General features: G+C 34.9%; 14 protein-coding genes. 11 read left to right on the forward strand and 3 right to left on the reverse strand.

The genetic code is table 11. The annotated features are described in order from the left end of the window. Window positions 1–171 precede the first annotated feature (171 nt). Window positions 172–3,099, reverse strand: coding sequence for a triple tyrosine motif-containing protein (locus tag QLQ95_RS23290; RefSeq protein WP_482501921.1), 2,928 nt, complete (start codon window positions 3,097–3,099; stop codon window positions 172–174). A 372-nt stretch (window positions 3,100–3,471) separates the two neighbouring features. Continuing rightward, window positions 3,472–4,116 (reverse strand): HAD family hydrolase, encoded by a 645-nt coding sequence (locus QLQ95_RS23295; protein ID WP_482501922.1) that lies wholly within the window; start codon window positions 4,114–4,116, stop codon window positions 3,472–3,474. Between the two features lie 216 nt (window positions 4,117–4,332). On the opposite strand from QLQ95_RS23295, the gene QLQ95_RS23300 reads away from it, so the two are divergent. Further along, window positions 4,333–5,502: a DUF4861 family protein gene (locus QLQ95_RS23300; protein WP_482501923.1), complete on the forward strand. Its 1,170-nt coding sequence runs from the start codon at window positions 4,333–4,335 to the stop codon at window positions 5,500–5,502. Window positions 5,503–5,741: 239 nt separating this feature from the next. Here QLQ95_RS23300 and QLQ95_RS23305 read toward each other — a convergent pair whose 3' ends face one another. Continuing rightward, entirely contained in the window at window positions 5,742–6,812 is a 1,071-nt protein-coding gene (locus QLQ95_RS23305; RefSeq protein WP_371611530.1) for a substrate-binding domain-containing protein, read from the reverse strand. 121 nt (window positions 6,813–6,933) lie between these two features. Here QLQ95_RS23305 and QLQ95_RS23310 point away from each other — a divergent pair, with 121 nt between their 5' ends. The 10 genes from QLQ95_RS23310 to QLQ95_RS23355 all read left to right on the forward strand — a co-directional run bounded on the left by QLQ95_RS23310 (window position 6,934) and on the right by QLQ95_RS23355 (window position 25,512). Continuing rightward, complete coding sequence (locus tag QLQ95_RS23310) at window positions 6,934–7,383, forward strand: NanQ anomerase/TabA/YiaL family protein (RefSeq protein WP_095930745.1); 450 nt, start codon at window positions 6,934–6,936, stop codon at window positions 7,381–7,383. A gap of 3 nt (window positions 7,384–7,386) precedes the next feature. After that, complete coding sequence (locus tag QLQ95_RS23315; protein WP_095930746.1) at window positions 7,387–8,049, forward strand: bifunctional 4-hydroxy-2-oxoglutarate aldolase/2-dehydro-3-deoxy-phosphogluconate aldolase; 663 nt, start codon at window positions 7,387–7,389, stop codon at window positions 8,047–8,049. Window positions 8,050–8,195: 146 nt separating this feature from the next. Beyond that, window positions 8,196–9,008, forward strand: coding sequence for an SDR family oxidoreductase (locus QLQ95_RS23320; RefSeq protein WP_095930747.1), 813 nt, complete (start codon window positions 8,196–8,198; stop codon window positions 9,006–9,008). A 30-nt stretch (window positions 9,009–9,038) separates the two neighbouring features. Further along, a complete protein-coding gene (gene uxuA / locus QLQ95_RS23325; protein WP_095930748.1) occupies window positions 9,039–10,223 on the forward strand; it encodes a mannonate dehydratase in 1,185 nt (394 codons plus the stop codon). A 241-nt stretch (window positions 10,224–10,464) separates the two neighbouring features. Further along, entirely contained in the window at window positions 10,465–12,096 is a 1,632-nt protein-coding gene (locus QLQ95_RS23330; RefSeq protein WP_482501924.1) for a hypothetical protein, read from the forward strand. Between the two features lie 461 nt (window positions 12,097–12,557). Further along, window positions 12,558–16,649, forward strand: a complete 4,092-nt coding sequence (locus tag QLQ95_RS23335) for a hybrid sensor histidine kinase/response regulator (protein WP_482501925.1) — start codon at window positions 12,558–12,560, stop codon at window positions 16,647–16,649. 216 nt (window positions 16,650–16,865) lie between these two features. Continuing rightward, window positions 16,866–19,868 carry a SusC/RagA family TonB-linked outer membrane protein gene (locus QLQ95_RS23340; RefSeq protein ID WP_482501926.1) on the forward strand — a complete coding sequence of 1,001 codons (3,003 nt, stop codon included), beginning with the start codon at window positions 16,866–16,868 and terminating at the stop codon, window positions 19,866–19,868. Window positions 19,869–19,880: 12 nt separating this feature from the next. Continuing rightward, entirely contained in the window at window positions 19,881–21,401 is a 1,521-nt protein-coding gene (locus QLQ95_RS23345; protein WP_250836416.1) for a RagB/SusD family nutrient uptake outer membrane protein, read from the forward strand. A gap of 433 nt (window positions 21,402–21,834) precedes the next feature. After that, a complete protein-coding gene (locus QLQ95_RS23350; RefSeq protein ID WP_428238072.1) occupies window positions 21,835–23,025 on the forward strand; it encodes a glycoside hydrolase family 88 protein in 1,191 nt (396 codons plus the stop codon). A gap of 72 nt (window positions 23,026–23,097) precedes the next feature. Then, on the forward strand, window positions 23,098–25,512 hold the full coding sequence (locus tag QLQ95_RS23355) for a glycoside hydrolase family 2 protein (RefSeq protein ID WP_095930754.1): 2,415 nt from the start codon (window positions 23,098–23,100) through the stop codon (window positions 25,510–25,512). The last annotated feature ends 149 nt before the right edge of the window (window positions 25,513–25,661 follow it).

A 25,661-nucleotide genomic window follows, 5' to 3' on the forward strand; every position in this document is an offset into this window, starting at 1 on the left:
ATTTAAAAAAAATAGTTTGTATTTTCCGACAATAACAAAGCAATATTAACTAAAAAATCAGGCAAGACTTACATTTTTGAGTACGGTTTGACTACGGTACTATCGAAGAAATGTAACAAATCATCGATGAAATGCATAAAATCACTTAAAATTTCACTTAAATGAGAAAAATTAAAAATTGAGAATAAATTCGGTGATGTTTGTATCTGATGGAAGCTGCAATTTTTTACGAATGCGATAACGGGTATCTTCAACACCACGAACAGAAATTCCTAAAAGCGGAGCAATTTCTTTTGTATTGAAGTTCATTCGCAAATACGCACACAATCGCATATCGCGCGGAGTCAATTCTGGATAACTCGATTTTAATCGCTGCATAAAATTATCATGCAATTGATTAAAGATTTCTTCAAATTCATTCCAATGTTTGTCTCCCTGCAATTCGTGGTCAATCAATTTATTGATTTTCGTCAGCAGGCTGAAATTTACATTCGGATCATTCTTCTTATCAATCTGTCCGATCAATTCTTTAATAGAAAGTAGAATTTCATTTAAATGAATCAAATTGACTGTATTTGAAGCTACTTTAGCATTTTTAAGATTTATTGTCGTTTCGAGATTCTCTCGCACAATAGCCATATTCTGTTGTTCGAATGTCAGTTTCTGTTCGTTAAGTTCTGCACGGCTTCGAAGCAATTCTCTTTCCTGATTCTCTATTAATTGACGGCGTTGACGCTCAGCAACAGATTTCTGATATCTCACAATTAAATAAATTACAATACTATAAAGCGTAAAATAAAATAAGTATGCCCAAAAAGTTCTGTACCAAGGCGGTAAAACTTCAAATCGAAAAACAGCTTCTTCGCTGACCACATCATACACGTTTTTTGCCCTTACATGAAAAACATATTCGTTTTCAGGCAAATTGGTATATTCCTTTTCTGTTTGCACACTATAATCTGACCACGTTGGCTCAAAACCCTCCAACCAATATTCATATTTTGTTGCATCGGCGTCTTCAAAACAAAGTGATGCAAAAGAAAAATGAAGCGCATTGTTAGAATACGCTAATACGGTTGAAAGTTTATCTTTTACCGATCCCGTTTTATTTGGAAGAACATCATAACGGCTAGAAAACAACAGACTATCTTTCGGAAAAATGCATTTTACCTCTGAAATAACCGCTTTATATTTCGTTTGATATTTTTTGTTTTTAATGGCACTATAATGAATCAAACCTTCTTGCGTTCCAAAAAACACATCACCGCTTTTTGTCGTCTGTATATTTTCAAATCCAGGAACATATAGGTATCGAAGTTTTCGAAAGGGAAGTTCTTCTGTCTTGAAACTTCCGTTTTTCTGTTTGCTCATTTTTCCTGTATTTTCACCAGAAATGTACCATATATTATCCTGCTGATCTGGTTTTAATAATCGGATATGATTTTCTAATCCCAGATATTTCTTGAAAACAGGATCTGGAATCATTTTTTTTGAAGATACATCTTGTCTGTAAACGCCTTTTGTGGTTCCAAACAAAATCTGATTATCGATTTTAAAGGTATTCAAAAACAAACTCGACGGAAATCCATTTTTATCATTATAAAACTGAATATCAATAACCGAATCATATACTGCATTAAATTTCAATTTATAAATTCCTTTGTAGCCGTGCGCAATCCAAATGTTTCCTTGTTTATCGGTTTCCATTATTCTACTGCTTTCTTCAAACCCTTTTATTCGATGCTGAAAAACCCACGAACCGTTTATTTGTTTTAAAAGATACAATCCAGTATAACCGCCAACAAGAAGCAAATCAGGATGATTCGGGATTAGGATTCCTTGCCAAGCACCATCAATTTTGGCTAACGCTTTCGCGGAATTTCTACTGATTTCAAATATGCCATTTTTTTCAAATGCTAACAACGAATTGCCAAAAACACCAATATTCCAAACATTTTCAGACATTCCAGAAACATACTGAAACGTTACATTTTCTCTTTTTCCACTTTTATAAGCTTCCCAATCGAGCCAAAATACGCCATTATCTGTGCCGATATACAATTTATTCTGGTAAATCTGACTGCAGTAAATTTTGGTTTCAGAATTTGTACCGTCAATAATTTTGGATAAAGGAGATGAAATCTGAATTAATGAAATTCCGCCTTTGAGCGTGACCCAAAGATTGCCTTCCGCATCGATTTTAAAATTGGTAACATATTCGTTTTGAAGTCCCATTTGTTTGTCAATATGCTGAATCAAATGTCCTTCACTATCAATAACTATCAACCCCGATTGACGGGTTCCGATTCCTAAATAACCGTCCGAAAGTTCAATTCCTGCCGAAATCTGATTTTGTTTTAATAAAGGATCAACTTCCGTTATAAATGGTCTAATCTGTTCTCCATCGAAGATAAAAAGACCATTTTTTTGAGTTAATACTAAAAGTCCATTTTGGGTTTGAAAAATCTTTCGAACCTGCAATCCAACAAACTGCTGGCTATTTTCAACTGGAATTAAATCATTTCCTTTCAGCTTTAATAATCCTTTTTCATTGTTTGTAACATAGATTTCTTTTCCCACTTCGAAGAAATCATCAAAAGAGGTTTTGGCATTAATTACCTTGATTGTATTGTTTTTGTAAATAAAAATCCTTTCGTAAGAGAAAAAAATAACTTCATTATTTCGAATGACCGTATGAAGTACATCACCAAAATTTCGAGCCGATTTAGGAAGCAGTTTTACTAAAGAAGTATATTGATATTGCCCATTTGGAAGCTGAATCACAAACCCGAAATCACCTTGCGCACCCACATACATTTTATCGCTTTTATCAATTGTCATCGACCGCACCATGCTTCGGTTTTCTGGCTGTGTCACAATAGCCCAACGCACACCGTCGAATTGCATAACACCAAAATGATTGGCAAAAAACATCATGCCTTTGGAATCTTGCAAAACATCCCAATTTTCTGATGCAGCTTTATAGGTCTTCGGGCTATAATTGGCTATAAAGGGAACTCCAATCTTTTTAATTTGGGAATGGATAATTGGAGAAAATAATAGGAATAGAAGTAAAATTCTAGTTTTAAATTTCATCATTCTGTTTGCGTCTGTAGGTTAATGCAGTGACTTTGGGAAATCACTTCCTAAAAAAGATCCTTTGGGAATAATCATTTTTTAGGACAAAAAACATTTCTTTTTAAATGTAGCAATAACAATTATTCAATATTACCAAATCAAAAAAGAGAATGTCGAAACTCAAATATATAAAAATTTATTTTAATGCAACAAATTACATTTTAATAAGAGAATTTGATAATTAGAAAATTTGCCAATTAGATAATTAAACTTTGTCAAAGTTTTGAACTTTGACAAAGTTCTTAAGAATCTGCCTTCGTACAAATAAACCCGACAGGTTTTAAAAACCTGTCGGGTTTAACTTGAAACCTGAAACTTGAAACAAAACAAACCTTAAACTCCAAGCTTTTCACTTAATTCTTCATATGAGTTAAAAAGCTCTGCTCCTTCATCTTCTAAATCATCATTATTGAAACCATTGGCAAAACCATAAACTTTAAATCCTCCGCTTACTCCTGCTCTTACACCAGCTTTACTGTCTTCTAAAACAATGCATTCTTTTACCTCAAAACCCATTACTGCAGCAGCGTGAAGAAATATTCCTGGTTCCGGTTTCCAACTCCCAACTTGATACGAACTGAATATTCTATCTTCGAATCTATCGAGTAACCCAGCCACTTCAAGATTCAAACGAATTTTATCTACTGGTCCGCTAGAGGCAACGCAATATGGAATTTTTAATTTTTCGATATTTTCGATAAAATCAACAATTCCTTCCATTGGTTTTACCTGAGTTTTAAAAGCTTCAAAACTCTTTTCGCGATATTCTGTTTCAAAATTTTCTGGAAGTTTCTGATCGATTGCTTCTTCAATATGTCTGAAGCAATCTTTTAGATTTCGGCCATTAAAATATCGATACGCATCTTCCAATTCCATTTCGAATCCATGTTCTTGCGCCATTGACAACAATATTCCGTTACCGATTTTCTCAGTATCGACCAATACTCCGTCACAATCGAAAATTATGCATTTAACCATTTCTGTTGATTTTCATTTATTTATAAATTCACCTGAAATCAAAATCAGGAAATGTAAATTACGAAAAAATAATCTATTTTCTCTTTCAAAGCTTTTCTGTTCATTTTCAGCATTCTGTACAGAATTACTCCTATTCTGTATTTTTGTTTAAGTTTTGATTTGTACTTTTATAATTCTATCAAACCTAATTTTAAAAAATAATAAACCCTCAAAATTTTGAAAAAACATCTTTTTATCATAACCATTCTGACAGCCAATTTTGCTGCTTTTTCTCAGAATAAAATCATCACAATTTCCAACTCTTTAAAAGTTGACAGAGAATTTGAAACCATCGAATTGACTAAAAAGTCACTTGGATTAAATGCCGATTCGAAACTTGAAAACTATGCTGTAAAAGACATTAGCAGTAATACCTTCTTAAAAACTCAAACCATAGATAATGATGGCGACGGAAATGCAGATGTTTTGCTTTTTCAGCCAAAAATCAAAGCTGCTTCTAAACAGGATTTTGAAGTATTAGTTGGAACAAATCCAAATGCTTCAAAAGTAGTTAGCTGTTATTCTCGTTTTGTTCCAGAACGTACAGATGACTATGCGTGGGAAAACAATAAAGTAGCTTTTAGAACTTACGGGCCAGTGGCTCAAAAAATGGTTGAAGATAAAATTCCTGGAGGTACTCTAACCAGCGGAATCGATGCTTGGCTAAAAAGAGTAGATTATCCAATCATTAATAAATGGTATGAAAAAGCCACAAACGGAACTGGAACGTATCATAAAGATACCGGCGAAGGTTTAGACAACTTTCACGTAGGTGATAGCCGTGGTGTGGGCGGAATTGCTGTAAATGTTGATGGAAAATATTATTTCTCTAAAAATTTCATCAGCTGGAAAACCATTACAACAGGGCCTATCAGAACGAGTTTTATTCTGACCTATGCCGATTGGGATGCAAAAGGCAATAAAATAACGGAATCGAAATTAATTAGTTTAGATTACGGAAGTCAGCTTTCTCGCTTTGAAATCAATATTACGAGAACCAAGCAAATTGCTGCCGGATTAACACTTCATGATAAAAAAGGAACAATCGGAACAAATGTAAAAGAAGGCTGGCTAAGTTATTGGGAGCCAATCGATGATTCTGAAATTGGCACAGGATTGGTTGTTCCAGAAGGCAATTTAATCAGTTTTGACAATCATGTAACAGACGAAAAAGATCTAAGTAATCTGTACGGAAATATTGCTGTTAAGAACAATAAAGCTATTTATTATGTTGGCTTTGGATGGAAAAAAGGAAGTCCGTTTCAGACTAAACAGGAATGGGAAAAATATTTGAGCTCTTTTGCTGACAAGATTAATAATCCTTTGATTGTGAAGGTGAAGAAATAATTATTTTTGCCACTAAAGCGCTAGGACACGAAAGTTTTTAGGCCACAGATTAAAGGATTAAAATGATTTTATTTCACGCAGATTTTGCTGATTATAGCAGATTTAATTTAGATTTTAATTTAAAACAAATCTGCCTAAATCTTTTTAAATCTGCGTGAAACAAAAAACTTTGCGTCTCTGCGACTTTGCGAGATTAAAAGGTAAAACTAAAAAAACTTAGTGCCGTAGCGGCAAAAAAACTATCGCTTAACAGGAAAATAATTCTCCTTCAAAATAATTTCTAACGGAATATAATGCGTTCGCTCCGTCTCTTCTTGCAGAACCAATTTCTTATACAAATAATTAATACCCATATAACCTTGATCTTCGGGTCTTTGATTGATTAAAAAATCAATTACGCCTTTGTTTAAATATTCGATATTCTCTTTCAGCAAATCAAAACCAATAATTCGAACACCTTTTATATTGTTTTTTTCTAAAAACTCGGCAACAATATACGCTCGAGAATTGGGTACAAAAACGCTGTTTACACCCGAAAACATTTCTAAACTCAATTGATCGATTCCGGAATCTTTTAAGGTAAATTCAGAAAATTTAAAATTGGTCAATTCATCATGGTCTTGAAAATACGAATAGAAACCTTTTATACGCTGCTGATACACAGAAGTGCTTTCGATTTCTCTAGTAATCTTAAAAATTAAAACTTGTCGCTCATTTTTCACCGCAAAACTAATTAATCTTCCAGCTAAATATCCGCTCTGAAAAGCATCTTGCCCTACATAAGCATGTTCGTTTTCTTCAGAAATATTCGAATCGATCATCACAATCGGAATATTTTTTTTTTCATATTCCTTTAAAAACTGAACAGAATCTTCGTAAAAAATTGGTGCAAACAACAAACCATCGCAATCAAATTCCAATACTTTTTGAGCCGATTCTTTAAACGATGCCAAATTATAATCGTAGAAAAAATAATCCAATACTATTCCGAATTTACTGAATTCCAAAGCTGCTTTTTCTATTCCGTCCGTCTGACTTTTCCAATATTCCAAAGTTTCCGATTTTGGAAGAAAAACTGCAAAATGAAACTTTTTATTCAGTGCCAGATTACTTGCCAAAATATTTCGGGTATAACCAAACTCTTCAATTATTGCATTCACCTTATCTACGGTTTCCTGCGCTACTTGTCCGCGTTTGTGTATAATCCTGTCGACGGTTCCGGCAGAAATATTAGCTAGTTCGGCAATTTTTTTAATTGTTATGATATTGATTCTTTTTAAGTTAAAAAAATAAAAGCAGTCGGGTAAAATTAATTTATTTTATTAAAAATAAGTTGTTTTACATCACTTTTTGCATACATTTGTACAACACCGTGTGCGTACACGCAAATATACATATAACACTGAAAAATAAAAATAATAATCAATTAAAATGATACTAGACTCATTACAAAATGCACCAAAATACTACGGTCTGCATCCAAATTTCAAAAAAGCTTTTGATTATGTAAATCAAAATGACATTGCCAATCTAGAAGAAGGTGCTTTTGAAATTGGAGAAGGTTTAAAACTAATTGTAATTGTTGGACAAGGAAATACAAAAGAAGAAGCCGTAAAAGGATTTGAATGCCATGATAAAAACATCGATATTCAAATTTCGATTAAAGGACCCGAAACTTTTGCATGGAAGCCAAGAGAAAAATGTGTGAATCCGAATGGCGACTACAGCGATGAAAGAGATGTTCGATTTTTCCATGATGCACCAGATACTTTTTTTGAAATGCAGGAAAAACAATTCGCCATTCTTTTTCCAGAAGATGTTCATACCGCAATGATTGGTGAAGGAACACTGAAAAAAATCGTTATTAAAGTAAAAATATAAGTCATGAGCACTATTCAGAATTCGATTGATGTCATTGTAAAACAAGGAATGCTTCCATTGTATTTTAATGCAGAGGAAAGCAAAAGCATCACGATTTTAAGAACACTTTATAACTCTGGAATTAGAGCAGTAGAATATACAAGCCGCGGTCCAGAAGCGCTTTCTAATTTCAAAAAAATGGTTGAAGTAAGAAACGCTGAAATGCCAGGAATGCTTTTAGGAATTGGAACCATCAAAAATTTAGCACAAGCAGAAACGTATTATTTAACTGGAGCCGACTTTTTTATAAGCCCAGGATTTGTTCCTGAAATTGCTTCGTTTTTAATTTCTAAAGAAGTTTTATACGCTCCAGGCTGCATGACGCCAACTGAAATTATTGCTGCTGAAAATGCTGGAGTAAAATTCATTAAACTTTTCCCCGGAAACATTTTAGGTCCAGATTTTATGAGTGCCATCAAAGATGTTTTTCCAAACTTAATTTTTATGCCAACTGGAGGTGTTGATACTACTAAACAAAATATCGAAACTTGGTTTAACGCTGGTGTGTCTGCTGTGGGAATGGGAAGCAAATTAATTAGCAAAGAAGTAATGGAATATGGTGCTTACGAGACAATCGAAAAAGAAACCAAAAGGGTTTTGGAATTGATTGAAACAATCAAAAGTTAAATTCCAAATTTGAAAACCCAAATTCCAAACTCAATATGAACTGATGGGGCTAAATAAATCAAAAAAGTAAAAATTAATTATACAAAAATGTGCTTTATTTCCAAATTGGAATTTGGAATTTAAAGTATTGAAAATTAAAAATTAAAATGGATTCAATATTCAATCTACAAGGAAAAATTGCCTTAATAACAGGTGGTGCTGGAGTTCTAGGAAGCAGATTTGCAAATACCTTGGCACAACAAGGTGTAATTGTCGGAATCGTTTCGCAATCATTGGAAAAAGCCGAAAACACAGTAAAAGCCATAGAAGCAAACGGCGGACAAGGTTTTGCAGTTCAGGCGAATGTTTTAAATAAAGAAGAAATAGAAAAAGCCAAAGATTTTATTGTTGAAAGATACGGACGTCTCGATATTCTAATTAATGCTGCCGGAGGAAATATGCCGGGCGCAACCATTCAGCCTGATCAAGCGGTTTATGATATGAAAAGCGATGATCTGCAAAAAGTTATTGATTTAAATATTATCGGAACAATGCTTCCAACTCAGGTTTTTGCCGAACTTTTTGCGAAACAGAAATCAGGAAACATCATCAATATTTCATCGGCTTCGGCACAAAGACCTTTAACAAGAGTTGTAGGTTATTCTGCTTCAAAAGCGGCAATCGACAATTTTACACAATGGATGGCAGTGGAACTGGCTCAAAAATATGGAGAAGGACTTCGTGTAAATGCTATTTCTCCTGGGTTCTTTATTGGCGAACAAAACCGCGCTTTATTACTGACTCCAGAAGGAAAACTGACTCCAAGAGGTGAAAAAATTATCGATCATACGCCAATGGGAAGATTTGGAACTCCAGAAGATATTGACGGTGCGCTTTTATTTTTATGCAGCGATATGTCAAAATTTGTTACTGGAACTATCTTAAAAGTTGACGGCGGATTTGCTGCAACGAGTATTTAAAAACTAATTCACAAAACAACATAATACAAAATGGAACAAACATTAAGATGGTTCGGACCAAATGACCCTGTTTCTTTACAAGATATCAAACAAACCGGAGCAACCGGAATTGTAACGGCATTACACCACATTCCAAATGGAGAAGTTTGGAGTATTGACGAGATCATTAAGCGAAAAGTTGAAATCGAACACGAAAACGGTGATCCTAAAAAAGGTGCTTCTGGGTTAACTTGGTCGGTTGTAGAAAGTATTCCGGTCCATGAAGACATTAAAAAACAGATTGGAAATTATCTTCAATATATTGAAAATTATAAAGAAAGCATTCGCAATCTGGCTTTGTGCGGTATCAAATGTGTTTGTTACAACTTTATGCCTGTTTTAGACTGGTCAAGAACCGATTTATCGTATACAGTTGAAGACGGATCAAAAGCTTTACGTTTTGACATTAATGCTTTTGCTGCTTTTGAATTGTTTATTTTAAAAAGACCAGGTGCAGAAAACGAATACTCTGAAGAACAAAAACAAAAAGCAAAAAGCTATTTTGAAGCCATGACTGCCGAAGATAAAGTAAAATTACAGCAGAACATTCTGGCTGGACTTCCAGGGGCTGAAGAAGCTTATTCTGTTGAAGATTTTCTAGTAACATTAAGTGCTTATAATCATATTGACAGACAGGCTTTAAAGAATAATCTTTTTCATTTTCTGAAAGAAATTATTCCGGTTGCTGAGAGTAAAGGCGTTTTGATGGCTATCCATCCAGACGATCCTCCTTACCCAATTTTAGGTCTACCAAGAGTCGTAAGTACCGAAGAAGATTTGATGGAATTAATGAACGCCGCTCCTTCTCCATCAAACGGATTTACAATGTGTACAGGTTCTTATGGTGTTCGAGCCGATAATGATTTGCCTGGAATTGTGAGACGCCATGGCGACAAAATGAATTTTATTCATTTAAGAAGCACGCAGCGCGATGAAGAAGGAAGTTTTTACGAAGCAAATCATTTGGAAGGCGATGTAGATATGTACGAAGTTGTAAAAGCCATTTTGGAAGTTGAAAAAAGAAATAATACTCAACTACCAATGCGCCCAGATCACGGACATCAAATGCTGGATGATTTGAAGAAAAAAACAAATCCGGGGTATTCTGCAATTGGCCGTTTAAGAGGCTTAGCAGAACTACGCGGACTTGAATTAGGGATCAAACGATCTTTATAATTTTGTTTGCCATTAAGGCGCTAAGACGCAAAGTTTTTTATTTTTTTGTTTCACGCAGATTTAAAAAGATTTAAGCAGATGAACGCAGATAATTTATACATAATAAAATCTGCTATAATCTGCCAAATCTGCGTGAAAAAAAATCCTTTTAATCCTTTTAATCTGTGGCTAAAAAAAAATCGTGCCTTAGCGCCTTCGTGGCAAAACAAAAAAACTAACTAACCACAAAAACCACAAAACCATGATTCGCCAAGCCATTCTTATATCCTGTGGCTTTTTTATAAACACTTTACTGGCACAGGAAATACCTAAAATTATTACTTCAAAAACCAATTATCTTCCAGATTTTAGTTATGCAGGATATCACTTCGGCGAAAGCCAGATTCCTGAACCTAATGGAAAAGTCATCAATGCAGTTGATTTTGGCGTAAAAGCAAATGACGATTTAGACGATTCAAAAGCGCTTTTAAAAGCCTTTAAAGCCGCGAATGCTGCTGAGGGAAATGTCATTCTGCAATTGCCAGCTGGACGCATTATCTTAAGTGAAATACTCTATATTGAAAGAAGCAATTTTGTGCTTCGCGGTACAGGTTCTAACGAAAACGGAACTGAAATCTACTGCCCAAGACCGATGATGTATCTTAAAGATTCTGATGTTTTGGCTGAACTTCGCGAATATTTAACCACTTTTGACAAAAGACAGCGCGAACCTGAAAACAATATCGATTTGCCTTTCTCGCAATACGCTTGGTCTGGAGGTTTTATCTGGACACAGGTTCCAGGCGAACGTGTAAAATCCTATTTGGATAAATACGAACCAGAATCTAATCCGCTGGCGAAAGTCAGTTCGGGGAAAATGGGCGAACATATTATTACGGTTTCTGACATAAAAGGTTTAAAAGTCGGCGATGTTGTAGAATTGCAGCTTTTTAATAAAGATGGCGAAAATGGCGAAATCATCAACGATTTATATCAAGGAGCAAAAGTAAAACCTGGTTCGCATCATTGGAAATTTCCAAAACTTCCCATTGTGAGACAGCAGGTTGAAATCACTAAAATTTCGGGTTCAAAAATTACTTTAAAAACACCTTTAACCATTTCAATTAAGCCAAGTTATCAGGCGCAATTGGTTGAGTGGAAACATTTAAACGAAGTCGGTATCGAGCATCTTCGTTTTACGTTTCCTGATATTCCAAGAGTCGCGCATCACGTAGAACCTGGCAATAATGGTATCTTCTTAACTCGTCTTTTCAACAGTTGGGTTAAAGATGTGAAAATCACCAATGCCGACAGCGGAATTTTAGCCGAAGAAGTTGCTAACGTTACCATTCAAGATATTACAACCGATGGACCGCATTTATCGCATTACACCGTAACTTTAGGCGGCGTGCACAATATTTTGGTTAAGAATCTCAAAATCTATAATTCTGCCGTCCATCCTTTAAGTTTCAACACTTTTGCAACTAAAAATGTGTATCAAAACTGCGAGATATTTACTGACCCACTTCTAGATCAGCATTCAGGAGCCAATCATCAAAATTTATTTGATAATATTACTGTACACATAAAAGCCGACAAAAACAATAGTTACGCCTTATTTGGCGGAGGCGGAGCCGATTATTGGAAACCTTCTCACGGTCCTTTCAGCACGTTTTGGAATCTGAATGTTCAGGTTGAAAATCCAGATCTATCAAAACCAGTTTTATTGTACGGAATGAAAGATGGCGCTTTAGCCAGAATCATTGGTGTTCAAGGAAATACGAAATTTGAAATCAAATACGACATTGATCCCTATATTGAATTTTTGAATACGCCAATTGAGAAGATTCCTTCTTTGTACGATTATCAATTAAATAAACGTTTGAAAAAATAAATTTAAACACATAGAAACATAGCTTTTAGGAACGTAAAAAGGCGTTTCACTTACATAAATAATCATAGATTTTGCGTGAAGCTATGTGTGAAAAACTAGTTTTTTTTAAATGCCTTTTTTATAAAAAGAAAAAATCTATGTTTCTATGTGTTTAAAATTAATCTCGCAAAGTCGCTAAGACGCAAAGTTTTACTTGTTCATTTTAATCATTAATTAAGTATAGTTTGTCACTTTCGACAAAGGAGACTCAAGCGATAGCAAACAAGCGAAGCAAATCTCCACGAGTAACTCTATAAAGATTGACGAAATTCTGTACGGAGCTACTTGCGAAGATTTCTCCTTCGTCGAAATGACAAAAATGAGAAAACCTTTGCGTCTTAGCGACTTTGCGAGATTAAATCATAACTAAAAAAACTTTGCATCTCTGCTCCTTTGCAACTTTGAAACTAAAAATAAACGCTATGAAATATAAAATAGCTTTTCTCGCAATTGTATTTGTTTTAGGGAATTTGTTTTCCCAAAATAAATACCGTCTTAAAAATTTCTCTACGACAGACGGGCTTTCGCAGAGTTCTGTCATTGCCATTCATCAGGATAAATTTGGGCAGATGTGGTTTGGAACCCGTGATGGTTTAAACAAATATGATGGAAGCCGATTTACGATTTTCAGGAATGATGCTGCAGATAAATTTTCGATCAGCAACAATGATATTTTGGCTATTGAAGAAGACAATTCAGGAAAAATCTGGGTAGGAACTTACAACGGACTAAATTGCTATGATCCTGTTTCGAATCGTTTTACAAGATATCTTCACACCAAAGCCAATCATACTATAAGTAATAATGCAGTTTGGAGCATGAGAGAAATTGGAGGAGAAATGTGGTTCGGAACTTCAAAAGGATTAACGATATTCAATAAAAAATCAGGATTATTTACTTCCGTATTTCATTCCGATGATGATGCTTCTACTCTTCCAAGCAATAATATTCTGAGCATTTTAAAAACTAAAAAAGGCGAAATCTGGATTGGAACAACGAAAGGTTTATGCCAATTGACCAGTCGAAAAAATGGTAAATTATCTTTTAAAAATTATCCATTAAACACAACTGACTTACTAAACGTTCAATCGGTTATTGAGGACAAAGATGGCAGCTTATGGGTTGGGACAAAAAACAAAGGACTTTTAAAATTCGATCTAAAAGAAAAAGCTTTTATTTCTTTTTTACCGGCTGAAAAATACCGCGAAATCAATACCGATATTCGTTCTTTAGTGATTGACAATCAAGGTTCTCTATGGGTTGGCGCTTATGACGGAATTTATATTTTAGGTAAAGAGAAAAATATTCAAAAAATCAATAATAGCAATAATGCCAACGGAATCGACAAAGTAAAATCTATTTTTATGGATAAAAAAGGTTCTATCTGGATTGGCTGTTATTACAAAGGCGTAAATCTTTGGGACGTTTCGAATGTCAATTTCTCCAATTACAATCAGAATTCGAAAAAGATTCCGATGAGTTTTGATGTGGTGAGTTCGATTATTGCAGATAAAAACCAAAACATTTATTTTGGAACTGAAGGCGGTGGAATTAGCATTTACAATACAACTACCGAAGCTGTAAGTTATATCAATAGTAAAACTGGACAAACTCATAAAAATGATATCAAGGCCATGTGTCTTGCAGACGATCATATTTTATGGATTGGAACTTTTTCGAAGGGATTATCGGCTTACAATACCATTTCAAAAAGAATGGAAGATAATAGAATTGCAACTGATTTAACCGAATTACTGAAAGAAAGCGGTGTTTATTCTCTTAAAGCTGAAAATAAAATCTTATGGATTGGAACTTTTGGCAAAGGTTTAATTCGTTACAACACATTAGACAAAACCTTCCAAATTATTGGAAATGACACTTCTAAACCTGTTTTTCTAACCAATAATATGGTTCGCAGTATTTTGATCGACAAACAAAATTCAATCTGGCTCGGAACACAAAATGGTTTAAATCGCATTTCGCTTCAAAATTTTGATTCTAAGAAATACCAAATACAACATTTCTTTTACGATCATTCGGCTTTGTCGGGAGATGATATTTTGACTTTGTTTGAAGATTCTCAAAATAAAATATGGGTAGGAACAAAAGCCAAAGGGCTTCATGTTTTTGATGGAAAAAAGTTTACCAGAATCAATCTTAGAATTGGAAATACGGTTATTACCTCTATACATTCGATTTTAGAAGATGATGATAAAAACCTATGGATCAGTACTAATCAGGGAATTATCAAGTACAATACAATTAAAAAATCGGTTGTAATTTATGATCAGAAAGATGGTTTGGCGAGTAATGAATTCAACGATAATTCGGCTTTAAAATTAGGTTCCAATCAGTTTTATTTTGGAAGTCCGTCGGGTGCAACTTTTTTCGATGCCACAAAAATTTCCTTAAATAAGTATGCTCCACAGGTTTTAATTACCGATTTGAAAATTAAAAACGAGACAGTAAATGCGCATGATAAAGACGGAATCTTAGAACAGAGCATCGGCTATACTAAAACGATCACTTTGGATTATGATAAGGCAAATTTCTCGATCAGTTTTGCGATTCCAAATTACATTCGATCCAAAAATAACCAATACAGTTATCGTTTGGTTGGTTTGGAAAATAACTGGACAACTACTAAAAACAGTGAAGCTAATTTTGCGATTCAAAATCCAGGAACTTATACGTTTGAAGTACGAGGCGCCAACAATGACGGCGTTTGGAATCAGGCTCCAACGACTTTAACCGTTATTGTAAATCCTGCTCCATGGCGAAGTATTTGGGCATTTATGCTTTACGGAATCATAATTGGTTTAGGTTTATATGGCCTGATTTGGATTATGAAATCGAAAGCGAGATTGAAACAAAAACTCGAACTGGAATATCTGGAAACGCAGCGTATTGAAGAAAACAACAAGCTGAAACTAGATTTCTTTACCAATATTTCGCATGAATTTAGAACGCCTTTAACTTTGATTTTAGGGCCGTTACAACAAATTTTAGCCGATTACAACGGAACCAACGAAATGTATAAAAAACTTTTGGTTATTGAAGGAAGCGCGAATCATCTTTTGAGTTTGATTAACCGTTTAATGGATTTTAGAAAACTGGAAAATCATCAGGTTACGCTGGAATCTGCAAACGGAAATATTGTCAAATTTACCAAAGAAATCTTTCTTTCATTTATCGAATATGCCAAAGACGGCGGATACGATTATACGTTTGAAACTGAAAACGAAGAAATTCTGCTTTATTTTGACCGCTATAAACTGGAACGCGTATTTTATAACCTGATTTCAAATGCTTTTAGATACACTCCAAAAGGCGGTTCGATCAAAATTAAAATCAATCAAGACCAGCAGAATCTGTTTATCGCCGTTGAAGATTCGGGTGTAGGAATTGCCGAGGAACATATCGATAAAATTTTCGATCTGTTTTTTGAAGTTCCAACACATAATCAGGTTCAGAAAAATTACAATAAAGGAACAGGAATCGGACTTTCTATCGTTAAAAACATTGTTAAACTTCATAAAGGAAAAATTGATGTTACCAATAAACCTTCTGGCGGAGTTATTTTTAAAGTGACTTTACCGCTTGGGCGTGAACATCTTCTGGACAACGAAATTATTCCTGATTTTAAAATCAGTGACGATATTGCACAATACGCAGCTCAATTAGAAACTTCAGAAATTGTAGAAAATGATGACATTGAAGATTTAATTGTAAACGAAGAAAAACAAACGATTTTAATTGTTGAAGATCATAAAGTCTTGAGAAAGTTCATGAAAAACCTGCTCAAAAAAGACTACAATATTATCGAAGCCGAAAATGGTAAAATTGCTTTAGAGAAAGCTTTAAAATTTGTTCCAAATCTGATTATCAGCGATGTGATTATGCCAGAAATGGTAGGAACTGAATTGTGTTCACGAATCAAAGAAAACATCAAAACCAGCCATATTCCGGTTATTCTGCTGACTTCGAGATCGTCATTAGTTTACAAATTTGAAGGATTAGAAAGCGGTGCCGATGATTACATTAGTAAACCATTCAATTTAATGGAATTCAGGCTTCGCGTTAAAAATCTTCTAAATACAACGGAACGTTTGAGAATCAAATTTTCAAGTGAAGACAGTTTTATTCCGTCAGAAATTACGGTTTCTTCTCTGGATGAAGAATTATTGAAAAAAGCATTCAAAATTGTAGAAGAAAACATTTCAAACGAACAATTCGATATTCCGTTTTTCTGTTCAGAATTAGGCGTAAGCCGAACGATGTTATTCTTAAAAATAAAAGCTTGGACCAATTGCACGCCAAACGAATTTATACATGAAATCAGATTAAAACGTGCGGCTCAATTATTAGAACAAAACAAATTAACCGTTTCTGAAATTAGTTATAAAGTCGGTTTCAACAATCCGAAATACTTTAGCAAATGCTTTCAGAAAAAGTACGGTGAAACTCCATCTCAATACGCCGACAAATTTTATAAATCTTCTACTGTATTTTAATAAATCCGCATTTTTAAAGGCTTTAAAAAGGTTATCTGTATTTTTAGATACCCTTTTTTGTATTTCTATTTCTTTCTTGGCTTCTACATTTGCGATATGAAAATCAAAAAAACAAAATTCTTATTGCTGCAAATTTTCTTTGTCATCATCATAATCGGAATGAGTTTATTGCTTTTCTACTTTATCTAACTTATTAACCTTAAAACCAAAAAATGAATGTTTACAAACCACAAAAACAAATCGTTTAAATGGTGTTTTCTAGTATCTTTTTTACTGGTAAATATCGTGATGCATGCACAGGAACGAAAAGTAACTGGAAAAATAACTTCCAGCGAAGATTTGCTTGGGCTTCCTGGTGCTAATGTCTATATCAAAAACTCCTCTGTAGGCGCTTCTGCCGATATGGACGGAAATTATACTGTAGTTGTAGGAGAGAAAAATGCTGTTTTAGTTTTCAATTTCGTAGGATTTCAAACGGTTGAAGTTCCAGTTGGAACCAAAAATGTTATCAATGTAAGTTTAAAACCAGATACAAAAGCGCTTGACGAAGTTATTGTAGTAGGTTACGGAACGCGTAAAAAGAGCGACATAACAGGTTCTGTATCTTCTGTAACGGCAAAAGAACTGACAGCTTTTCCTGTTTTAAATGCAGAACAAGCTTTACAAGGTCGTGCAGCGGGTGTTTCGGTAATGACCAATAATGGTGGCGAACCTGGAGCTCCTACAAAAATTAGAGTTCGTGGAGGAACTTCTATTAACGCGAGCGGAGATGCTTTGATTGTTGTAGATGGCTTTGCAGGTGTTTCTATGCCAGCTCCTCAGGACATTGCTTCTATTGAAGTTTTAAAAGACGCTTCGGCAACTGCCATTTACGGATCTCGTGGATCTAATGGAGTTATCATGGTAACAACTAAAAAAGGAAAACCAGGAAAACCAGTAATTGAGTTTAGCAATTCGACTTCTATTCAATCCGTAAATAATAAATTAGATTTATTAGATGCAGATCAATTTGCGGCTTATAGAAAAAGTTTTACTACACACACGCAAGGTCCTGCAAATACAGACTGGCAAGATGAGATTTATCGTGAAGGAATGATTTCGAATACGCAATTGTCTTTCTCAGGCGGATCTGAAAATATCAGATATTATGTTTCTGGAACGTATTTCAACCAAAATGGAGTTGTAATCAATTCTGGAATTGACAAATACACGATTGTTGGAAATCTTGAGGCCGATTTAACTCCAAAATTTAAAGTAGGTTTAAACACTTTTACAAGCAAGCAGAACAAAGAAGGAATCGTAAGTCAGACAGGTGCTGGAGGAACTGGTGCTGCAGGTGTAATTGCTTCTGCATATCGTTTTATGCCTGATAAAGGAATTTACAATGCAGACGGAACTTATACAACGACTGCTCCAATTGGTGACGATATTGATAATCCATACGCAACGGCAATGGAAAATATTTTGGAAACTGTTTCTATCGTAAACCGAAACAATTTCTTCGCTCAATACCAAATTACAAAAGATCTTGATTTTAAAACTACTTTAGGTTTAACCGATAATAATTCGCAAACAGGAAGATTTATTCCTTCCACTTTAATTGCCGGAAAAAACATCAAAGGAGAAGCTTCTGTAAACAACACAAGATTTTCGTCTTTCCTGACAGAGAACTATTTGACTTTCAAACGCGAAATTATCGACAAAGGAATACTGACAGTTCTTGGAGGATACTCTTACCAGAAAAACAAAAACGAAAATTCGTATGCTGCATCAAGAGGATTTTTGACGAATACGAATTCATACAGAAATTTAGGTGCCGGAACTGTTTTCTTGAAACCTGATTCTGGCTTATCTGAAACTGAATTAATCTCTGCTTTTGGAAGGTTGAATTTTGATTATGCCGACAAATATCTATTGACATTTACAGCAAGACGAGACGGTTCTTCTAGTTTTAGTAAAAACTACAAATACGGAACTTTTCCTTCTGGAGCCATTGGATGGAACATCAGTAAAGAAAACTTCTTAAAAGACAATAAAACGGTTTCAAACTTAAAATTGAGAGCTAGTTATGGAGCAACAGGAAACCCTTCAATTGGTGCCTACTCTACTCTTTCTAGATTTTCTGAAATCTATTACGTAAGTGGTGATGTAATTACAAATTCGGTTCAGCTGACTTCATTAGACAATCCGAACTTAAAATGGGAAACGTCTTATCAGCAGGATTATGGTATTGATTTAGGTTTATTTGATAATAGAATCAGTATTACAGCAGATTATTACAAAACGATTACCAAAGATTTATTGTTCAACAGACCGCTTCCAGGTATTTCAGGAATTGCTTCTCAGCTTCAAAACGTGGGAGAATTAGAAAATAAAGGATGGGAATTAGGAATTAATACCAGAAACTTTATTGGTTCTGATTTTACTTGGTCAACAAACTTTAATATTTCTTCAAACAAAAACAAAGTTTTAAAATTGGCTGATAACAAAGATCTTTTAATCAACTCTGCACCTGGGCATTTCTTAGCAACAGAATCGCAAATTTTAAGAGTTGGACAGCCAGTAGGTTCTTTCTTCGGATTTATTTATGATGGCGTAATTCAGCAAGGTGAAGCGGTTTTACCAGGAAACTTTGAAACTGTTGCAGGTGGTGAAAAATTTAGAGATGTAAATGGTGACGGAAAATTGGATTCTCAAGATAAAACAATCATCGGAAATCCAAACCCAGATTTCATCTTCGGATTCAACAATGATTTCACTTATAAAAATCTTGACTTGAATATCTTCTTTCAAGGTTCGCAAGGAGGTCAAATCTTAAACTATACTTTGATGGAATTGGCTTCTGGTAACAACAATGCTACAACTGAAGTTTTAGATGCTTGGACACCAACCCATACCGATACAAATGTTCCTGCAAATGCAGCAAGAACTAAAAGAATCACTTCAAGATTTGTTTATGATGGAAGTTATATCCGTTTAAAAAACGTTTCTATTGGATATAGTTTAGATGAAAAAGTTGTTTCTAAAATGGGATTAAGCAAAGTTCGTTTTTACATCAGTGCACAAAACCTTTGGACCATTACTGATTATCCAGGAACAGATCCTGAAACGAATTACTTGAACGACACGAATTCTAGAAGTAATACCAATTTAGGATTGGATTATGGAGGATATCCAAACGTAAGAACATTTACAGCAGGATTCAATTTAAAATTTTAATCTAAAACAATTATGAAAAAATATATAGCTCTTCTTTGCTTTGGAACAATGGCGTTTTTTAGCTGTTCTGATCTAGAAGAAAAACCAATAGGAATTATTCGTCCAGAGAACTTTTTTAATAATACAGACGATTTGCAGGCTGCTGTAAACGGTGCATTTGCCAACATTGGTCACAATAATTATTGGGGAAGAGAATTTACAATTGCCCTTATGCTTCGTGACGACATGTCTGATATTGGCGACAGAACAACGCAAGCGGCTCGTATTGATGTAAACGATATGTCAATGAATGATACCAACGCGCTTGTGGCAAACTTTTGGCCTCAATCGTATGTAATTATCACAGCCGCAAATCAGGCGATTGAAGGTGCTAAAAAAACACCTGGCGATCCAGCAAAAGTCAACGCTATTGCAGCTCAAGCGTATTTTGCAAGAGCTTTTGCTTATTATCATTTAGTGCGCCTTTTTGGTGATATTCCATATGTTGATTTTGTGGTGAATGATGTGAATCAGGTAAACTCGATTGGAAAAACAAAAGAAGCAGATGTTTATCCAAAAATTATTGCCGATTTAGAATTTGCGAAACAATGGTTGGAGGATAAACCAAAAGTAAAAGCTGTTCCTGGAAAAGGTACTGCTGCAGGATATTTAGCGTCTGTTTATTTGACTTTAGGAAATTTTCAAAAAGCATATGATGAAGCAAAATTTGTAATTACCAACGAAGCTAAATTTGGTTTAGGTTTGGATGCTGATTTTCAGGATTTATTTAACGCTACTAAAACAGCTACTTTAAAAGAGCCACTTTTCACAATTGACTTTAATAACTTAACATCAGGAAATTACGGTCAGGATTATACCGCGTTTTTCACTGGATCTTTAAAAGATGATAGTTATAGCTACGGACAAGGATTCTCTGTTGCCGTTCCGTCTTTAAAAGTGTTCAATACTTGGGATCAGAGAGATTATAGAAGAGCGGTAAGTTTTGATACCATTATCAGAAAGAAAACCGGACCGGGAGGAGCATTACAAGTCTTTCCTTCAAGCGATAATGAAAAAGCACCACGCCCACACATTGCAAAATATTTCCGTTTTCCGGGAAAAGCAGGTGCTAATGGAAGAACGTCTCAGCACAACTACATTACCATGCGTTTTGCAGAAGTTTTATTGACGGCAGCAGAAGCTTTAAACGAAATTAATCCGGGAACAACAGAAGCTAATGGTTATGTAAACCGTGTTCGTGCAAGAGCAAGAAACAAAGCGGGTAAATTAGTTTCTTTTCCAGCAAATGTAACTCCAGGCTTATCTCAGGCAGATTTCAGAAAAATGGTTATTGATGAAAGAAGATTAGAGTTGGCTTTTGAATATGTAAGATGGTACGACATTAAAAGACTTAAAATCGGACCCGAAGTATTTGGCCCAGATGGCTTAGAACCACATGCTAATTTTGATCCAAACAAAGATTATTTGTGGCCGCTGCCTGGAACAGAGTTGGCTATTAATCCAAATTTAAAACCAAATAATCCTGGTTATTAATAGTATGGAACGCGGATGAAACGGGTTTGCTATCGCAAAAGCGCGGATTGCAACGGATTTTTAATCACGTTGTGTATAATTAGGTTTCACGCAGATTTAAAAAGATTTAAGCTGATTAAAATTGATTAAAAAAAATCTGCTTTATCTGCCAAGATCCACTTAAATCTGCGTGAAATAAAAAAATCCGTACAAATCAGCGTCTTCGCGAAAGCGAATCCGTCCAATCCGCGTCTAAAAAAATATTAACTGAATATGCTTTCAAACACATAGAAACATAGATTTTTTTTTAATAATAGGCGGAAGAAAATGACTAGTCATTAACACATAGCTATGTTTATTTGAATAAAGTGAAACGCCTTTTAGGTTATCTATAACTATGTTTCTATGTGTTAGAAATTCATTCAGTATCTACTAAAACATATATTATTTTAATATGAAGAATGTCAGTTTCATTTCTTTAATTCTTGGGTTTGCATCGCTGGTAACGGCGTGCAAATCCGGAATTAATACTCAAACAAAAACTACCTCAGCAGCGACAGAAAAACTGGAAACGCGTTACAAAATGTTACTCGATTATCCGGTAGATTCTATATCTATGCCGAGAAGTATGAATATAAAAACTCTTGAGATTCGCAAAGTGCCGTCGAGAGATTGGACAAGCGGCTTTTTTGCTGGAAATCTTTGGCAATTGTACCGATTAACAGGCGATTCAAAATATAAAGAACAAGCTCAAAAATGGACTCCTTTCAGCAAAAAAGAAAGTGTCAATAGTAATTCGCATGACGTAGGTTTTAAAGTGTTTTGCAGTTTTGGAGAAGCTCTAAAAGTGGAAAACAAGAAAGAATACGAAGCGGTAATTGTTAAAGGCGCTGAAACTTTATGCACAAGGTTTAATCCAAAAGTGGGTTCGATTCGTTCTTGGGATTTCAACAAAGAAATTTGGGATTATCCAGTTATCATCGACAATATGATGAATCTGGAATTGCTTTTTGAAGCATCCAAAATATCTGGAAATCCAAAATACCGCGATGTTGCAATTAAACACGCCAATACAACTTTGAAAAATCAGTTTAGAGAAGACAATTCATGTTACCACGTTATCGATTATAACCCAAATACAGGCGAAGTTAGAAAGAAAACCACACTTCAAGGTTATAATGACGACTCGGTTTGGGCACGAGGTCAAGGATGGGCAGTTTACGGATTTACGATGTCGTACAGATATACAAAAGATCCTGCTTATTTAAAACAAGCCGAAGCAACGGCAAAGTTTTTTATGACGAATAAAAACCTTCCAGAAGACGGAATTCCATATTGGGATTTTAAAGATCCTAGTATTCCAAATTCGGCGCGCGATGTTTCGGCTGCAATGGTGATGGCATCTGCTTTATATGAATTGCATGGTTATACCAAAAATGACAGTTATCTGGCTTTCGCCGATAAACTGATGGCTTCGGTACAAACGGATAACTATATTTTAGATACTAAAATTAAAGCACCGTTCCTATTTGATCACAGTACAGGAAACTGGCCAAAACATGATGAAATTGACGAACCTATAATCTATGCCGATTATTATTTTTTGGAAGCTCTATTAAGAAAAAGTGACAAAGTAACAAAGTAGCAAAGCTTTTTTGCCTTTGTACTACTGAACCTTGGAATCTTTGAGCCTTTGAACCTCTGAACCTAAACACACATGAAGAAATATCAACACAATACATTTTCAATTTTTGCGCTTTTTGTTTTGTTTCAAATTTGTCTGAGCAGCAGTTTTGCTCAGACAAAGATGAACATCAATGACAATTGGCTTTATTTAGAAAATGACACTCAAAAACTAAACGAAGCGCAAAAAGCCTCCAACTGGACTTCTTTAAACTTACCGCATACTTGGAATGCCGAAGATGCAACCGACCTCTATCCAGGATACAGACGCGATGCCAGTTGGTATCAGAAGAAATTAAATATTGCGCAAATCGATAAAAACCATGTTTATTCATTATACTTTGAAGGTTCAAATGTAACCACAAAAGTATATGTAAACGGAAAAGAAGCTGGTTCGCATATTGGTGGTTATATTGGTTTTTCAATAGACATTACCAACTTTATCAAAGAAGGAAACAACGATATTTTTGTTCGTGTGGATAATAGTTATGATATTGAAATTATTCCATCTCAAAAAAGCGATTTCTTTATTTATGGCGGAATCACGCGTGATGTGTGGCTAGTTTCGAAATACAAAAATCATATCGAAAATATAAAAATTACAACTCCTGAAGTTTCTGCTAAAAAAGCTTCGGTGCAAATTGTTTCTACTTTTGTGAACCCTGAGAATTCAAAAGATTTATCATTGACGATAACTTTAAAAAACCCGAAAGGGAAAAAAGTGGCAAGTAAAACCGTTTTGGTTTCAGATAAAACTTCAACAATTACTTTCGAAAACATCAAAAACCCAGAACTTTGGGATACTGAAAAACCAAATTTATACCGACTTTCTGCTGTTTTATCAGAAAAAAATCAAATTAGAGATAGTGTTTCTGAAAAAGTAGGTTTCAGATGGTTTGAATTTAAAGATCATGGTCCGTTTTACCTTAACGGAAAACGTTTATTAATTCGCGGTACACACCGTCATGAAGAACAAGCTGGAGTTGGAGCTGCTATGAGCAACGAACAGCATTGGGCTGATATGAAATCGATTAAGGAAATGGGCGCTAATTTTGTTCGTTTAGCACATTATCCGCAAGATCCTGAAATTTATAAAGCTTGCGACGAACTTGGACTTTTGGTTTGGGATGAACTTCCTTGGTGTCGTGGCGGAATTGGAAATGAAGTGTGGAAAACCAACACCAAAAACATGCTGGAAGAAATCATCAATCAAAATTACAATCATCCAAGTATTATAATTTGGTCTTTAGGAAATGAAATCAACTGGCTTCCAGATTTTCCTGATGGAGATAACGCAGATAAAACCAATGTGTTTTTAAATGAATTGAATGATATTGCTCATAAACTTGATCCGACAAGAAAAACGGCTATCAGAAAATATTATGAAGGATCTCATATTGTAGATATCTTCTCTCCCTCTATCTGGTCTGGTTGGTATTCTGGAAGTTATAAAAGCTACCAAAAAGCAATTGATGTCTACAAAAAAGAATACAAGCATTTTATTCATGCCGAGTATGGCGGAGACAGTCATGTTGGGCGCCACAGCGAAAATCCTGTAACGGGCGAAAATGTAATAAAAGCTGAAGGATGGGAAGAAGCTATTGTACAGACTAAAGTGGCTAACATTGCCCAAATTGGCGATTGGAGCGAAAACTATATAGTTGATTTGTTTGATTGGCATTTGCATATATCCGAGAATGACCCAACGTTTGTGGGAAATATTCAATGGGCATTTAAGGATTTTGCAACGCCGCTACGTCCAGAAGACGATATTCCATATATGAACCAAAAAGGACTTACGGATCGAAACGGAATTCCAAAAGACGCATATTATGTTTTTAAAAGTTATTGGGCAAAAGAACCTTTCGCTTACATCGAATCGCATACCTGGACGGAACGTCAAGGTCCAGAAAATACGCCAAGAACAATCAGTGTTTTCAGTAATTGCGAGAAAGTAACGCTATTTCATGATGGGAAATCTTTGGGAGAAAAACAGCGTAATCTTTCCCTTTATCCTGCAAATGGTTTAACTTGGGATGTCAATTTTAAAAAAGGAGAAAACGTTTTAATTGCCATTGGTAAAAATAAAGATGGAAAAACGGTTTCTGATACGATAAAAGTCAATTATCGCTTCAATAAAAATGATACTGCTTCTTCGCTTCAATTGTCTTCGGAAAAATTAAAAAACGGCAATTATCTGGTTACGGCAATTGCAATTGACAATAACAATTTACGCTGTTTGGATTATGAAGCGAGTGTCTATTTTCAATGTCTAAAAGGCGGAAAAACATTAAAAAACCAAGGAACACCAACGGGAAGTGAATCTATTAGAATGGCAAACGGAAAAGCTTCTATAGAGGTTATCCCTGACGGTTCTGGCAATCCGATTGAAATGACGGCGTTGAACCAGAGTTTTAAAGGGGAATATTTGAAGATTCCAGTTGAGTGAAAAGATCCTAAGCTGCTAAGGTTCTAAGATTCTAAGTTTTATCGCCTAGTTTGTCATCCTGACGAAGGAAGGATCACACTCGTAACTCTACAAAGATTGGTGACAAAGATTGCGGAGCTTCTAGTGTGATCCTTCCTTCGTCAGGATGA

Source organism: Flavobacterium sp. B330r (assembly GCF_056824325.1).